This is a genomic window from Akkermansia muciniphila, assembly GCF_900184965.1.
In the GTDB taxonomy this organism is placed as follows: Bacteria; Verrucomicrobiota; Verrucomicrobiia; order Verrucomicrobiales; family Akkermansiaceae; genus Akkermansia; species Akkermansia muciniphila_A.
The window spans coordinates 324,304-340,273 of record NZ_FXYA01000215.1; the positions used below are offsets into that span (position 1 = coordinate 324,304).

General features: G+C 58.8%; 11 protein-coding genes. 3 read left to right on the plus strand and 8 right to left on the minus strand.

What is annotated here, in order from left to right:
• Positions 1-60: 60 nt before the first annotated feature.
• Positions 61-1,092, minus strand: coding sequence for a rod shape-determining protein (locus CI070_RS12345; protein WP_094136888.1), 1,032 nt, complete (start codon positions 1,090-1,092; stop codon positions 61-63).
• Positions 1,093-1,362: 270 nt separating this feature from the next.
• On the opposite strand from CI070_RS12345, the gene CI070_RS12350 reads away from it, so the two are divergent.
• A complete protein-coding gene (locus CI070_RS12350; protein WP_179218467.1) occupies positions 1,363-4,104 on the plus strand; it encodes a glycoside hydrolase family 2 TIM barrel-domain containing protein in 2,742 nt (913 codons plus the stop codon).
• Between the two features lie 13 nt (positions 4,105-4,117).
• Complete coding sequence (locus CI070_RS12355; RefSeq protein WP_094136890.1) at positions 4,118-4,591, plus strand: MauE/DoxX family redox-associated membrane protein; 474 nt, start codon at positions 4,118-4,120, stop codon at positions 4,589-4,591.
• A gap of 283 nt (positions 4,592-4,874) precedes the next feature.
• On the opposite strand, the gene CI070_RS12360 is transcribed toward CI070_RS12355, so the two are convergent.
• The 6 genes from CI070_RS12360 to purC form a co-directional block, all read right to left on the minus strand.
• Entirely contained in the window at positions 4,875-5,954 is a 1,080-nt protein-coding gene (locus CI070_RS12360) for a M42 family metallopeptidase (protein WP_094136989.1), read from the minus strand.
• 144 nt (positions 5,955-6,098) lie between these two features.
• Positions 6,099-6,878: a hypothetical protein gene (locus CI070_RS12365; RefSeq protein ID WP_094136891.1), complete on the minus strand. Its 780-nt coding sequence runs from the start codon at positions 6,876-6,878 to the stop codon at positions 6,099-6,101.
• 39 nt (positions 6,879-6,917) lie between these two features.
• A complete protein-coding gene (locus CI070_RS12370; RefSeq protein ID WP_094136892.1) occupies positions 6,918-7,625 on the minus strand; it encodes a phosphoribosylformylglycinamidine synthase subunit PurQ in 708 nt (235 codons plus the stop codon).
• Between the two features lie 48 nt (positions 7,626-7,673).
• The gene (gene purL / locus CI070_RS12375) at positions 7,674-10,076 is read right to left on the minus strand and encodes a phosphoribosylformylglycinamidine synthase subunit PurL (protein WP_094136893.1); all 2,403 of its coding nucleotides are present in this window, start codon (positions 10,074-10,076) and stop codon (positions 7,674-7,676) included.
• Positions 10,077-10,097: 21 nt separating this feature from the next.
• Positions 10,098-10,544 carry a hypothetical protein gene (locus CI070_RS12380; protein ID WP_094136894.1) on the minus strand — a complete coding sequence of 149 codons (447 nt, stop codon included), beginning with the start codon at positions 10,542-10,544 and terminating at the stop codon, positions 10,098-10,100.
• 75 nt (positions 10,545-10,619) lie between these two features.
• On the minus strand, positions 10,620-11,330 hold the full coding sequence (gene purC, locus CI070_RS12385) for a phosphoribosylaminoimidazolesuccinocarboxamide synthase (protein ID WP_094136895.1): 711 nt from the start codon (positions 11,328-11,330) through the stop codon (positions 10,620-10,622).
• Between the two features lie 257 nt (positions 11,331-11,587).
• Here purC and CI070_RS12390 point away from each other — a divergent pair, with 257 nt between their 5' ends.
• Positions 11,588-13,423 (plus strand): GreA/GreB family elongation factor, encoded by a 1,836-nt coding sequence (locus CI070_RS12390; protein ID WP_179219381.1) that lies wholly within the window; start codon positions 11,588-11,590, stop codon positions 13,421-13,423.
• A gap of 492 nt (positions 13,424-13,915) precedes the next feature.
• Here the strand turns inward: CI070_RS12390 and tkt are convergent, their stop codons facing one another.
• Positions 13,916-15,919: a transketolase gene (gene tkt / locus CI070_RS12395; RefSeq protein ID WP_256943581.1), complete on the minus strand. Its 2,004-nt coding sequence runs from the start codon at positions 15,917-15,919 to the stop codon at positions 13,916-13,918.
• Positions 15,920-15,970 lie beyond the last annotated feature (51 nt).

The following is a 15,970-nucleotide window of genomic DNA, read 5'->3' on the forward strand; positions in this document are numbered from 1 at the left end:
GATGTGATGCGGCAGTACGGGAGACGCAAGGCCGGAGCGCTTGCTCCGGAGATTCCATCTTCAGTCTTCCGCATCAGTAACATTGGTGAAGAAGTCCAGTTCCTGGAGGGCTTTCCCGGTACCTTCCGCAACGGCGCTCAGAGGATCTTCCGCAATGTGGATGGGCAGTCCTGTCTGGTCATGCAGGAGCTGGTCCAGCCCGCGCAGCAGGGCTCCTCCTCCGGCCAGAACGATCCCCCGGTCCACAAGGTCGGCGGCCAGTTCAGGGGGGCAGCGTTCCAAAGTCGTCCGCACGGCGTCAACAATCGTGTTGAGCTGTTCCGTGAGCGCTTCACGCACTTCTTCTGATCGAATCGTCACTGTCTTGGGCAGGCCCGCGACCAGGTCGCGGCCCTTGACCTCGATAGAGAGTTCCTGAGGCAGGGGGTAGGCGGAGCCGATACGGATTTTGATGTCCTCGGCGGTACGTTCCCCGACCATGAGATTGTAAGTTCTCCTCATGTAGGAGATGATGGCGTCGTCCAGTTCATCCCCGGCGCAACGGACGGAACGGCTGTAAACGATGCCGGAAAGGGAGATAAGCGCTACTTCCGTGGTGCCGCCGCCAATGTCCACGATCATGTTGCCTGCGGCTTCCTGAACCGGAAGGCCCACGCCGATGGCGGCGGCCATGGGTTCTTCAATCAGATGCACGCGGCGTGCTCCGGCCGCTTCCGCGGATTCCTTGACGGCCCTGCGTTCCACTTCCGTAATGCCGGAGGGGATGGCGATGAGCACGCGCGGCTTGATCAGGTAATACCTGGCCGTGGCTTTTTTAATGAAGTAGCGGAGCATTTCCTCCGTGATGTAGAAGTCGGCGATGACGCCGTCCTTCAACGGCCGGATGGCCGTGACGGAGCCGGGGGTGCGGCCCAGCATGCGCTTGGCTTCGTCTCCCACGGCCAGAACCTTGTCCCCCTTGACGGCGACGACCGAAGGCTCGCGCAGAACGATGCCCTGGTCCTTGACATTGACCAGGGTGTTGGCGGTGCCCAAGTCAATGCCAATGTCATAGGAGAAAAGTTTGACAATTTTCTGAAAGAAAGATGACATAAAAAACTAGTGGATAAAGGCGTAGCCCTGAAACAGCCGGTGGAGGAACACCTCGCTTCTTCCTTTTCACGGGACTGAAAGCCTGGCACTCGGACCGGGGCTGCGGGATAATCCCGTACAGGGCGAATCGACTATGAAAAAACATGCCTTCCAGGTCAAGCGGAAGATGCCGGATGACATATGTATTTGCATTATCTGCAAGGATGTATTATATGAATGAAAGGTGGCGCCGGGGAGTCTCCGTATATTAAAATCGCATTCCCCTATTCCATGATGAAAGTTACTGCTATCCGAATAACGGCGGCATGCCTGGCCGGCTCTTTTTCCCTTTATGCCGATACGGTTTCCGATCAGGAGGAGGCCGTATCGTCTACGGGAACCTATTCCGTGGCCGGGGCTCTCCGCCTGCCGGAAAACGTGACGAAGAGGGACGTTTACGGCATGAATGTGGGCTGGAAGCTGTTCAAGGGCCGGAAGGCACCGGAGGAAGCGGCCAGCCCGGATGGCGACGATTCTTCCTGGGAGTCCGTCAACCTCCCCAACGGCATTGAGCTTCTTCCGGAAGAGGCCAGCGGCTGTTCCAACTACCAGGGGCCGGTATGGTACCGGAAAACTTTCATTCCTCCCTCCCGGCTGGAGGGGAGGAGGAACACCCTGTATTTTGAGGGCATCATGGGAAAGAGCGAGGTTTGGGTAAATGGAGAAAAGGCCGCGGAACATTTCGGCGGATATCTTCCCGTGATCGTCAATCTGGACAAGTGGCTGAAACCGGGACAAAAGAACGTCATCGCCGTGAAGGCGGACAATTCCAACGACGCTTCCTATCCCCCCGGCAAACCCCAGGAAGGCCTGGATTTTTCCTATTTCGGCGGTATTTACCGGGATGTGTACCTCATTTCCACCGGTCCCGTGTATATTACGGATCCGAACGAGGCCGGCACCGTGGCCGGCGGGGGAGTTTTTTTCCGGACGGAATCTCTTGATCCCCGCACCCGCAAGGGCAAGGTAGAGGTGAAGGTTCAGGTGGCCAACCAGACGGATAAGGAACAGAAGGTGCGCGTGCAGGCGGTGATGACGGACCCCAAGGGGGTGGATCCCGCCGGGGAGACGGTCCCTTTGGCCATCCCACCCCATTCCACGGGTGAAGTGGATATCCCTCTTGTGCTTTCCAACGTGAAACCGTGGTCTCCGGACAATCCCGATTTGTATACGCTGAGCGTGGAAGTATGGGATGCCGCCGGAGGGGACCATGCCAAAGATCCGGTCCATCTGCTGGACAACCGTTCCATGAGGGTGGGCGTCCGGACGGTGGAAATAACGGAAAAGGGGCTGGTGCTCAATGGAACCCTGTTTCCTGAAAAGCTGATTGGCGGCAACAGACACCAGGATTTTGCCATGCTTGGGAATGCGGTGCCCAACAACCTGCAATGGCAGGATGCCGTGAAATTGAGGAAGGCTGGCATGCGCGTGATCCGGAGCGCCCATTATCCGCAGGACCCGGCTTTCATGGACGCCTGCGACCGCCTGGGCCTTTTCGTCATCGTCGCCACGCCGGGCTGGCAGTTCTGGGGCAGCGGCCCTTTTGCGGACCGGGTGTATGACGATATCCGCCAGATGGTGCGCCGGGACAGGAACCATCCCTCCGTGATGATGTGGGAGCCTATTTTGAATGAAACTCATTACCCGGCGGATTTCGCCAAAAAGGCCCGCGACCTGGTGCATGAGGAATACCCGTACAAGGGATGCTACACCGCTTGCGACGCGGTGGCTCAGGGCAATCAGCATTATGAGGTTCTGTATGCCCACCCGGCTACAGGCGACAAACACTGGTCCATCAAGGAGAGGAAGAACAACAAACCTTACTTCACCCGCGAATTTGGCGATAACGTGGATACCTGGGCCGCCCACAATTCCACCTCCCGCGTGGCCCGGCACTGGGGTGAAGCGCCCATGATGGTGCAGGCCCTTCATTACCTCAAGACCTCGTTCCCATATACCACATACGATACGCTGAACGCCGCTCCCGCCTACCATTTCGGCGGCTGCCTGTGGCATCCTTTCGACCATCAGCGCGGCTATCATCCGGATCCTTTCTACGGAGGCATGATGGATGCTTTCCGTCAGCCCAAGACTTCCTATTTCGCGTTTATGTCCCAGCGTCCCCAGAAGACGCTCAACGGGTCCGGTTCCGGCCCTGTGGTGCACATTGCCAACGAATGCACTCCTTTTTCTCCGGAAGACGTGACGGTGTTTTCCAATTGTGATTCCGTCCGCCTGAGCGTCAACGGAGGGCTTCCGGTGGAAAAGAAGGTGGCATCCTGTCCCGGCGGCCTCAAGCGTGTGCCCGTCGTGTTCCCGAAAGCCTGGGATTTCATGGAAAACAAGAAGCTTGCCAGGTCCGGCAAGGAGGGCGCGGTGAAACTGGTGGCGGAAGGCCTGATAGGCGGCAAGGTGGTGGCCAGGCATGAAGTCCGCCCGGCCCGGAGAGCGGAAAAAATCCGGTTGACTCTGGACCGGGAAGATGGCGTGGATTTGTACGCCAACGGTTCCGACGTGTTTGCCGTGGTGGCGGAGGTTACGGATGGCCGCGGAACGGTGAAGCGCCTGAATGATGAGGAGATTGTCTTTTCCGTGGAAGGTCCTGCCGAGCTGCTGACGGATTCTCCGGACGGCACGCTGACCCAGTCCGTTAAATGGGGTTCCGCTCCGGCTTTGGTGCGTCTGGGCGCCAAGCCCGGCACGGTGACGGTGAGGGCCTCCGTGAAGCATCCCGGCTCCCAAAAGCCTGTTTCCGGCGTTATAAAGTTTGACACGAAGGCTCCCGGGTTGAAAATGCTCTTTACGGAAGACGCCGTAGGCTGCGGGAAGAAAGCTGCCGGGACGCCGTCTTCCGCCGCGGCTTCTGTCTCCGAACGGGAGAAATCCCTTCAGATGGAGCTGGAAAAGGTGCGCCATGAACTGAACAGTTTGCGCAATGAAAAGGTGAGCGCCCAGCAAACCCACTTCGAATAAGCGGAATACGCCAATGATGCTAAGGGAAAAAATCGTCCGTTTCTGTCTGCTCCTGCTCCGGCTGGGGATGGGGGGCTTTTTCCTGTTCGTCGCGGTGCGCAAGCTGTTTCATCTGGACCAGCTTCAGGAGACGATCGACCGTTTCGCCATTTTCCCGGAGGCCTGGGGTCATCCCCTGGCCTGCCTGGGGGTGTCGTGTGAAATTGTGGTGGGGCTGGGGCTCCTGTTCCGCAGAACCTGCGCCGGGGCCGCGCTGCTGGGCAGCGCGCTGACATTCACGTTCGTGGCGTTATTCGTCCAGGGCTGGGCCAGGGGGCTTTCCCTCTCCTGCAACTGCATCGGCGTGGAGAGGGCGGTAACCAGTTATCCCTTTGAAGTGGCCTGGAGGCTGGTCCTCTTTTTCCTCATGCTTATTCTCCTGTGGGATTCCTGCCGGAAGGGAAAAACGTACTTTAATGTGACCCGGCTGGATTTCAGTGAAATGTGACCGGAAGGAAAGACTCCTGCCGTTTTCCGGTTCGGGATAATTTCCGGGAAAATGTTCCGGGAGAGGAGGCCGGGAACCATCGGGCGGGTAGTGACGGCGGGCATGGTAATCCCGAATGAAGCCGCAGGACGCCTGCAAGGCCAATGGTTACGCCCTGCTCCATATAAGGGGCTTCCATGCAGCCGCATGGAAGCAGGCCGGGGAAATGGCCGTTTTGCGCGCCTTTCCCCGGCAGGACGGTTCATGTCCTCATGTTGTCAACGATGCCGCCGTCCGCTCCGTATTACAGCCTGTGGCCGAAAGAGTCTTCCGGCGTCAGGGATTTGACCAGTTCCAGCAGCAGCTTGATGGTGTTTTCCACATCTGTCAGAGAGGCCGTTTCCACCGGGGAATGCATGTAACGCAGGGGGAGGGACACCAGCGCGGAGGCCACGCCGTCGCGGGAGATGTAGATACTGTCCGTGTCCGTTCCGGTGCGGCGTCCGGCGGCTTCATGCTGGAGCGGTATTTTGTTCTTGTCCGCCACGATTTCCAGACGGGCCACCAGATTGGGATGGTTGGCCGTGCCGTGGATGACCGCTGGGCCGCCTCCAAGCCTGATATCGCCAAATTTGCCCTTGTCCAGTCCGGGCGAGTCCGTGGCATGAGTCACGTCAATGCAAATGGCCGCGTCCGGGCGCAGGCGGTGGGTAATCATTCCCGCGCCAATGCAGCCCACTTCTTCCTGCACGGCGTTGACGAGCACCACGTTCCAGGCGACGGGCTTTTTCAGCTTGCACAGTTTGCGGGCTATTTCCGACAGGATGAAGCCGCTCAGCCGGTTGTCCAGTGCCCGGCATACCAGCTTGTTTTCATTCATCAGCATGGGGCCGTCGCAGTAAACGCCCACATGGCCCACGCGCAGCCCGAGTTCCGCTACTTCCTTGTCGGAGGAGGCGCCTACGTCAACGTAAATTTCCCAAATCTTGGGTTCCTTTTCTCCGGGTTCCCGCAAGTGGATGGCCGTGTTTCCGGTTACTCCCATCACTTCGCCCTGGGAACCCAGGAAGCGCACGCGGCGCCCCCGCGCGATGGCCGTATCCGTGCCGCCTACGCGTTCCACATACAGGAAGCCGTCCTTGGTGATATGGCGGATCATGAAGCCGATTTCATCCGCGTGGGCTTCAATCATCAATGTGGGGGCTTCTTCCGCGTCCGCGTGGAAGACGGCCCAGGTATTTCCGTAGGTGTCGCACTGGACGTCTTCCGTATATTTGCGCAGTTCGTCCGCCCAGATGCGCTGGGCGTCTATTTCAAAGCCGGACGGGCTGGGTGTTTCCAGAAGTTCCGTTAAGAATTCAAGGCTGTCGTCGCTGATCTTCATGGCTTTTGTATAGCACCGTTCCGGCATGCGCTCAACAGGAAAGCACGGCTCCTGCAGTGGAGCTCTTTTTGAAGGCGGGGAATAAAAGGCCCCGACTGCGCAGGAAGCAGACGGGGTCTGGAAAAAGTTTTTTTGACCGGGGGGCTAGGACTGTTTGTCCGGGGAAAGCCCCGCCAGAACGTCCTGCTTGTCCATGATATAACCGGTGTCCGGATCGTGGTACTGAGTGGAGTAAACGGATGTTCTGGCGCTTCCGTACGGGTCCGTTTCCTTCGCGACGGGGAGGCGGTTGACCAGGGAAGGGAAGCACTGCTCCACCAGTTCAAAGGCAGTGACGGGTTCCGGCACCAGATTCACGGAAAAGATGCCGCACTCCCAGGCTTTTTCCACGTCCCTGACCAGGCGGTGCATGGGATAAAGCTGGTGGCGTTCCAGCAGGGCCACGTCCAGCTCTTCCGTCCCTTCCGGAACTTCTGCCAGCAGATCCGCCACACTCATGCCTGCTCCCGTTCCGGTGACTTCCGGAAGGTAAACGGTCAGCACGCGGCCGAACCGGAGGTTAATGAAGTCTTTCAACTCCACCAGAGCCGCCAGCCATTCGTCCTCCGGTTCACGGAGCAAGGGGGAAAGTTCATTGCCCGTTTCCGGCTGGGTGTCAATGCTGGTGATGTAGGTCACCCGTTCCGCCTTTACATCATGCAGGAGATCAATCAGGGTTTTAACCTGAGCCAGAAAGGGAGCCGTATTCCGCCGGATAGCCGTGCCCCCTTCCCGGAGGGAGGGGCAGATAATGACGGCCTGCCCGAATTCCTTGCCGCGCAGCAGGGACAGGTTGGTTTCATCAATCAGGTAGTCAAAATACCGTTTTGAGGACCAGAAAGCGCCGAGGGCGCAAGAGGAACCGATGAGGACCGTGTCTGTCATGGAATGAGTGCGGGGAAAGAGGTTGCGGGGGATGAACCTTTATTTCAGGGCGTCAAAGGCGGATTTGAAGAGGAAGTACCCCCAGCCCCAGTCTTCGTTGCCGGCCCAGTCCTTGTCATAGTGGTGGCGGGGCAGCAGAAAGCGTTCCGGGTGGGGCATCAGGCCCATGGCGCGCCCGGTGGAATCCTGGAGGCCGGCGATGCTGCATTCGCAGCCGTCGCGGTTGTCCACGTACTGGAGAGCCACATTTCCGGCGGCCAGGTATTTTTCCGCATCTCCGGGGCGGGTGACCAGGCGCCCTTCCGCATGGGCGGAGGGCAGTTCGAATTCGTCCGGCAGGCCCTGGAGGAAGGGAGAGTCTTTGGCTACTTTCACCAGTTTGGCCCAGACGCATTCAAAGCGTTCCTTTTTATTGTCAATCAGGCTGGAATCGGGAAGAATACCCAGCTTGGTGAGAATCTGGAACCCGTTGCAGATGCCCAGGAGCATGCCTCCACCGGCGTGGTGCCGCTGCAGGGCATCCCCCAGGAAACGTTCCGTTTCCAACTGGGCCAGGCGGCCGCTGGTGACGTAGTCCCCGTAGCTGAAGCCGCCTCCCAGGACGACAAGCTGGGATTTGGCGACATGTTCCGGCGTAGCCGTGGCGATGGGCTGGATCTGGGTGGAGAAACCTGCCGCGCGCAGGGCGCGTTCCGTTTCCACGTCGCAGTTGGTGCCGGGGTATTTCAGTAAAAGTGCGTGAGGCATATTGGTAGAAATGAATCGTTGGTTTGGTAAGATGCCGGTTTCGGGAGATCAATAATAGGGGGTAAGTCCGTCCTTCCAGAGCTTTTTGAGGTTGGCGATGTCGCAATCCAGCACCTTTTCTCCGCCGCAGCAGGTGGCCGTGAGGCGCTTTTCTTCCGTAACGCTGCCGATGCAGGCGCAGGGGAATCCGTCCATAGCCGTTTCAAAATCCGCGGCGAATTCCGGGTCCACCTCCACAAGGATGCGGCCCGTGCTTTCGCTGAACAGGGGGACTGCCGGGGATTTCCAGCCGTTGACGGTCGGAACCTTCGTGAGATCCAGCCGGACGCCTCCCTTGCCGGAAAAGGCCATTTCCGCCGCCGTGACGGCCAGGCCGCCTTCGGAAATGTCATGGGCGGAGAGCACCAGGCCGGAAGTCAGGGCGCTGTAGTAGGCTTTGTACAGTTCCATGTTCACCGCGCAGTCCGTCTGGGGAACCTTGCCGTCTTCCACACCGTGGGTGCGGGCGAAGACGGAGCCGCCCATCTCGTCTTCCGTATGGCCGATGAGGTACAGCAGGCTGTTGTTCCGCCTCAGGGAAGAACCAATGACGTGATCCGGGTTTTCTACCACGCCGAAGCCGGAGCAGAGGAAGGTGACGGGCACGTTGATGGGGCCGTCTTCCGTTTCAAAGTAGTTGTAGAAGGAGTCCTTGCCGGAAATGAAGGGGGCATTGTACGCGTCCGCCGCCTTGGCGATGGCTTTCACGCATTCCACCAGGCGGCCGAGTTCCGCCGGATCTTCCGGATTGCCCATGCAGAAGTTGTCCAGCAGGCCGATTTTGTCCGGATTGGAGCCTACCAGGATGAGCTGGCGCACGCATTCATCCACGGTGCCGGTCCCCATGGCGTAGGGATCCGTTTTGCCCCATTCCGGAAGAATGGCGCAAGCCATGGCCATGCATTTGTCCGAGCCGTCGATGTCCACCACGGAACCGTCTTGCGGGGCGTCCGCCTGCGCGCCCGCCAGGGGCTTCAGGATGGTGTTGCCCTGCACCTCGTGGTCGTACTCGCGGATGATGGGTTCCCGGGAGACGATGGCGAAGTCTCCCATCACGGTTTCCAGGGATTTGTTCAGGTCCTTGTCCGGGAGGGGCTGGCCTGTGAGCGCCTTGCCGGGGGTGAATACGGATTCCAGCTTCTTGATGGGGGCGTCATGCAGCTTGGAGTTGTCCAGGCAGCAGACGAGTTCCCCCCTGTGCCAGACCTTCAGAATTCCCGTGTCGTCGGAATGGCCCAGGACGGTCAGTTCCGTCTGGAAAGTGTCTGCCAGCTTCCGGAGTTCCGGAAGGTCTTTTTCCTCCACGGCCATCACCATGCGTTCCTGGGATTCCGACAGGAAGATTTCCCAGGAGATAAGGCCGGGTTCCTTGAGAGGGGCGTTGTCCAGGAAAATTTCGCCTCCTGTGACGGAGAGCATTTCTCCGGCGGCGGAAGAGAAGCCGCCGGCGCCGCAGTCCGTAATGAAGACGATGAGACCGCGTTCGCGCGCTTCCAGAATGAAGTCCAGCGTTTTCTTCTCTTCAATCGGGTTGCCGATTTGCACGGCGGTGAAGTCTTCCTCATGGGAGGCTTCATCCAGGGCGGCGGAAGAGAACGTGGCTCCCTTGAGGCCGTCCCGTCCCGTGCGCCCGCCGATGACGATCACCTTGAGACCGGGGCGCATTTCCTTCAGGATGTCGCCGCGCGGAATCACGCCGGCGGTGCCGCAGAAGACGAGGGGGTTGTAAATGTACGTGGGGTCAAACTGGATGGCGCCGTTGACAGTAGGAATGCCCATGCGGTTGCCGTAGTCGCGCACGCCGCGCACCACGCCGCGCATGATGCCCAGGGGGTGGATGACGTCCGGGGCGGTGATGTCCGCCGGATTCGTGTCCGGGGCGCCGAAGCAGAAGACGTCCAGGGAGGCGATGGGTTTGGCGCCCTTGCCTGCGCCCAGGATGTCGCGGATGACGCCGCCCAGCCCGGTGTTGGCTCCGGCATACGGTTCAATGGCGGAGGGGTGGTTGTGCGTTTCCGCTTTCAGGCAGACGGCCAGGTTGTCGTCCAAGGCGATGAAGCCGGCATTGTCGTCGAACGCGCTGAGCACGAAGCCCGGCTTACGTTCCATGATTTTTTCGGAAGGTTTCTTGATGTAGGTTTTGAACAGGCTGTTCACCGTTTCCGGCGCGCCTCCGTTGACGCTGTGGCTGATGGAGGCGGAGAAGATGCGGTGCTTGCAGTGTTCCGACCACGTCTGGGCGATTACTTCCAGTTCCACGTCAGTGGGATCGCGGTCGATTTCCCGGAAGATCTGCTGGACGACTTCCATGTCCTCACGGGACAGGGAAAGTTTCTGCTTCTTGCTGAGTTCAAGCAGTTCGTCGCTGCTCAGGTTCCTCACGGGAACGGTTCGGTAGGTTTTGGCGGACATGTGGATGGGAAAGAAAAAGGGTTAGGCGATGGTCCAGTTGTGAATGGCAGGGTTGCAGACGTCCTTGGCAAAGCGCGCCGCCAGGGTTTCCTTGTCTCCCTGGCCGAAGATGTACACGCGCTGGGTGATTTTCAGGCCGTCCAGAGTAAAGCCCATATTCCGGCGTCCGCGGTAGTTTTGCAGGATGGCTTCTTTTTCCAGGTCCAGGGCGCCGGCTTTCATGCCGTAGTCAATCGTGAACAGGGCTCCTTCCAGAATGGGCGCGTTCTGTTCCGTGCATTTCTGGGAAATGGGGTCCACCAGCACACTCAGGAGATATTCGCGGGCTTTTTGTTCGTCCCCGTTGATTTCTACGGTGTAAACGCGGCTGCGGCGGAACGTGAGGCCGGCGTTCAGGGGGGTATAGAGCAGGGCGTCCGCGTTGGCGGCGGCCTGGAACCGGCTGATAACTTCAAAGTGGAGGGTCATATTGCTCAAGAGTGTGGTAAAATGAAAAATGGGGGCCGGCGGAAAGGCCGGCTCCCATGGAGGGGGGGAAGATGCTTAAGCCTGGTTCTGGAGCCGGGAAAGGACTTCTTCGTAGGCTTCCATCACGTTGCCGAGATCCTGGCGGAAGCGGTCCTTATCCATCTTTTCGCCGGTCTTGATGTCCCACAGGCGGCAGGTATCCGGGGAAATTTCATCCGCCAGCACGATTTGGGAAGGATCTTCCGCCAGGCGGCCGAATTCGATTTTGAAGTCCACCAGCGTAAGGCCAACCTGTTTGAAAAAGTCAATCAGCACGTCATTCACGATGCGGGCCTGGTTTTTCAGGAAGGCGCATTCCTCTTCCGTAGCGGCGTTCATTTCCCGGGCGTAGTCGTCATTAATGAAGGGATCGCCCAGGCTGTCGTCCTTGTAGGAGAATTCCACAATCGGCTTCTTGAAGGGGGTGCCTTCCTTGACGCCCATGCGGCGGCTGAAGGAGCCGGCGGCGATGTTGCGCACGATCACTTCCAGAGGAAGGATGGAAACCTTTTTCACGTCAATGTTGATGTCGTCCACGTCCGCAACCAGGTGGGTTTTCACGCCCTTGCTTTCCAGCATGCGGTAGATGACCAGGGTGATGGCCTTGTTCATCCTGCCCTTGTTTTCAAACTGGGCCTTCTTGGCTCCGTTTCCGGCAGTGGCGTCGTCCTTGTATTCCATGCGGAGGACGTTGGGATTGTCAGTCGTATAAAGGCGTTTGGCCTTCCCTTCGTAAATAGGTTCCATGATACGTGTTGCGCAGGGGTTAAATGCGTGCGGAAATGTTACGCCAGACGCTCCGTACGGTCAAGCCGCAACTGGATGGGGGAGGGAAGGGAAAAAAGACGTGAAGCCCGAATGCGAAGGCGGAGCATGACGTGGGCGGCCGCTGTCTCCGTAGCGGCTCTGGAAAGCCGTGCAGGCCGCCTCCGGGCGAAAGAGGGAATATTAGTCTTGATACCGGTAGGGGGGGGCGTATCATGTGCCCCAGTATGCACGCCGACTTGGAGAAATTATTGTCTCTGGGGAAAATTACCCCCGCTCTCGCTGAAAAACTTGATCGCATCGCACCTGGCCGTTACTGCTTCCATGCTTCCTGGGGCGCCGGAAAAGTCATTTCCTGGAATCTTCCCGCCCAAAAGCTGGTCATTGATTTTGAGGAAAATCCGGAACACGAAGTTGCCTTGGGATTCGCTCCCAAAATTCTGGAATTCATCAGTGATGACCATTTCCTGGCCAAGCGGTATGAAGATACCGAATCCCTGATCAACCTGTCCGTGGATGACCCGGTGGAACTGGTGCGCGTTACCTTGCAGGGCTACGGTAATTCTCTTACTCCTGAGAAGCTGGAAGCCGCGCTGAAAGGCACCGTGATTGCGGAGGACAAGTGGAAAAACTGGTGGGACAAGGTGCGTGCCATGCTCCGTTCCAATGTCCAGTTCATGATGCCCACCCGCAAGGGAGAGCGCATCACGCTTCGCGCGAATACCCTTTCCCGCGCGCAGGCTGCCCTGGAAGATTACAATAAGGCCGCCGATCTGAAAGCCAAGGTGCGCGTTTTGGACGGCATTAAAATGGAAACGGTCATGGCGGAGCCGGATGCCGTCAACGCCCTGATTCGCGCCGTGGATGCCGATGTGCGCAACGGCGGCAGCCTGGCTCTCCAGCAGGTGCTGGAACTGGCCGTGCTCAGGGATGACCTGATTGCCTCCCTGAAGAATACGGAGGCGGCCAAGGAAGCTTATCCTCTCCGTTCCATCGTGGAAGCCAATATCGGCGATGTGGGACGCTTCGCGGAAGTGCTCAATTCCATGCCTGCCGTGCGGCAGAAACGCGTGTACGCCACGCTGCCCGCCATTTTTGGTGAGGATTGGCCGCAGAAGGCGCTGGAGCTTTTTGACGCGGGCGGCGCACGCGCCGTGGGGGAAATTGCCAAATTCCTGATAGAGGAAGGGCAGGACAAGGTGCTGGTCAAGCATCTGAAGCATGAATTGCTGCGCCAGACCCTTCCGGCGGAGTCCCTCATCTGGATATGCCGCCAGCGGCATGACGCTTCCAAGCCCCTCTTTGGCCTCCCTGTGGGCATTGCGATGCTTTCCCTGATTGAACAGGACCACATGGACGGCGGCCCCAACCGCATGCTGCGCCTGAAGAACCTGTTCATGGAGGACAAGAGCATCATTCAGGAAATGATCAAGGGGCAGGATGTGGCGGAAGTCCGCCAGTTCGCCAAGATGCTGTACAACACCTCCGCTTTTTCCGAACAGGATCGCGGCGCGCTGATGGCCCGCGTCATCAGCGTCTTCCCGGACCTGCACGCCATTGTGCTGGACGCCCTGGTGGACAACTCCGACAAACCGGAACCGATTTTCGTTTCCTGGGAAAGCCTGGAAGCCCGCAAGAAGGAGCTGGAAGAACTGGTAAACGTGAAAATTCCGGAAAACCTGCATAACAAGAAGATTTCCCGTGCGGAAGGGGATCTCCGTGAAAACGGCGGCTACCAGGACGCCAAGGAAGTGGAAAAGGTGCTCAACCGCCGCCGGGCGGAACTGGAACATGCGCTGGCCCTGGCCCGCGGCACGGATTTTGCCGTAACGGATACTTCCCGCGCCGCCATGGGCACGAAGGTGACTCTTCAGCCGTTGAATGGCGGGGAGCCCGTGGTGTACACCATTCTGGGCGCGTGGGACACAAATCCGGAAAAGCATATCGTCTCTTATCTTTCCCAGGTCGGCAAGGAGCTGACGGGCAAGAGCGTAGGGGATCAGGTGAAGATTGTCCCGATGGACGGCGACAAGAAAAAGGTGTATACCATCATGAAGATTGAAGCCGCTTTCTAACGGAGCCTCTTCCCTTTTTACCAAGGTCTTTATAAAAACGCCCCTTTTTTCGGAAAGGGGCGTTTTTCATTGTTCATGGTTCGCCCGCCCGTTATTTTGCAGGGTTGGGGTTTATTGCATTGTCAATAGAAGCATCGCTTTATCCTGACCATTCCGAATATTCATTGGCGCCAGGAAGGAACCCGGACATTGTCCGTTCCGGCAGCCATGATGAAAACGGGCTGTTGGCAACCGGGGCTTTCGCGGCCTTAAGCTTGTCCAGGACCGGTTCAGGTCATGGGCTCCGCTGTTGCAGAGGTCATGTATTTGGAGAAATCCGGACGGGAAATGAACGGAATTTTTGCAGGAAAGGATAGTTCCTGCGTTACGGATAATGGTGGCTCGTGGGGACGGCCTTACTTTTTTTCTGGCAACCGGGGAGACATGAAAAAGGGGCTGTTCCGGCGAATGCGGAACAGCCCCTGGAAAGAGATGACGGGGAAAATTCCCTGTTTATCTGGCAAGCACCTTGTGAACGGCGGCGACGACGTTGTCCACATTCATGCCGAGTTCCTCCAGCACCTGCGTTCCGGGAGCGGAGAAGCCGAAGCGGTTGATGCCCACGGCCTCTCCCTGGCAGCCCAGATATTTCCACCAGAGGTCCGTGACCCCGGCTTCTACGGAAACTCTTCTCATGCAGGAAGAGGGAAGCACGCTCTCCCGGTATTCGGAAGGTTGCGCGTCAAAGCGGAAGAAGCTGGGCATGGAGACGACCCGGATTCCTTCCCCGATGTTTTCCGCCGCTTTCAGGGCCAGTTCCAGTTCGGAACCGCTGGCAAGAATAATGGCTTTCAGGGGGCCCTGTTCCTTCCGGGCGATGTAGGCGCCTTTCAGCACGCCTTCCCGGCGCGTCTCAACGGGGATGCCGTTCAGCGTAGCCACTTTCTGGCGCGTCAGAATGAGGGCGGTAGGGCCGTCGGCACGCTGCATGGCGGCCATCCAGGCTCCTGCGGTTTCTTCCGGGTCCGCCGGACGGATGACATCCAGGTTCGGAATGACGCGGAGGCCGGAAATTGTTTCCACCGGCTGGTGGGTGGGGCCGTCTTCTCCCACGGCCACGGAGTCATGCGTCAGAATATAGGTGACGGGGAGCCCGCTGAGGGCCGCCACGCGGATGGAGGCGCGCATGTAGTCTACGAAGACGCAGAACGTGGCGGCGCTTACGCGGAACAGGCCGTCATAGGCAATGCCGTTGCAGATGGCGGCCATGGCGTGTTCGCGGATGCCGAACCAGAAGTTGCGTCCTTCCGGGGTTTCCGCAGAGAAGTCTCCTGCGCCGGAAAGGTAGTTTTTATTGGAGCTGTAAAGGTCCGCGCTGGTGGTCAGGAAGCAGGGATTCGCTTTAGCGATGGCGTTGATGGCAACGGCCCCGGCTGAACGGGTGGCATCGCTATAGTCCTGCGGGAAAGGGGGAATAGCCTTGTCCGAGTCTGCCGGATTGACGCCGCAGGAGCAGGCGTTGATGCCCGCGTCCAGTTCCTCTGCCAGTTCCGGATAGGTTCGGCGCCATTGTTCGTACGTGGCGTTCCAGGCCTTGAAATCTTTTTCCCTTCGGGCTTTCAGGTCTACGAAAGCGGCACGAATGTCTTCGGAGACGTAGTAGCGTTCTCCGGCAGGAATGCCCCAGTTGGCGTGCGCTTCCTCCTGAAGCTTGGCTCCGCCTTCCCCGTGGCCTTTTGTGGTGCCTTCAATACCGGGAATGCCCTTGCCGATGACCGTTTTGGCAATGATGAGCTGGGGTTTCCCGTTTTTGGCGTTTTTGGCGGCTTCAACCGCTGCCGCAATGGCCTTGATGTCATGCCCGTCAATCTGGCGCACATCCCAGCCCATGGCTTCGTATACGGCGCGCGGATCCGTGAGCTGGGTCCGTTCCGCGGGAGCGTCCAGCGTGATGTCGTTGGAATCGTAAATGAGAATGAGGTTATCCAGCTTGAGCACGGCGGCCAGAGCCAGGGATTCCCGGGCTACGCCTTCCTGCAGGCAGCCGTCTCCCGTGAGGCAGAAAACGTGCTGGGTAAAGATGTCCATGCCGGGCCTGTTGAACCGGGCGGCCGCGCGCCTAGCGGAGAGGGCGAAGCCTACGGCGTTCGCAATACCCTGGCCCAGCGGCCCCGTGGTGCATTCTACGCCTTCCGTATCCCGGAATTCCGGGTGGCCGGGCGTGATGGAACCTTTGCTGCGGAAGCTCTTGATATCTTCAATGCCGACGTTGAATCCTGACAGGTGGAGCCAGCCGTAAAGAAACATGGAGCCGTGGCCGGCGGAGAGAATGAAGCGGTCACGGTTGAGCCAGCGGGGCTGTGAAGGGCAGATGTTGAGCAAATCGCCGAACAGGACGGCCCCGATTTCGGCGCACCCCAGCGGCAGGCCCAGGTGGCCGGATGCGCAGTCGTGAACGGCATCCATGGCGAGTCCCCGCGCCTGGTTGGCGGCTTTTTGGAGAAGGTCAAGATTCATGCCCGGGCAATATGAGCGGATCAGCTTCATATTGGAAGCCTAAAATGCGTC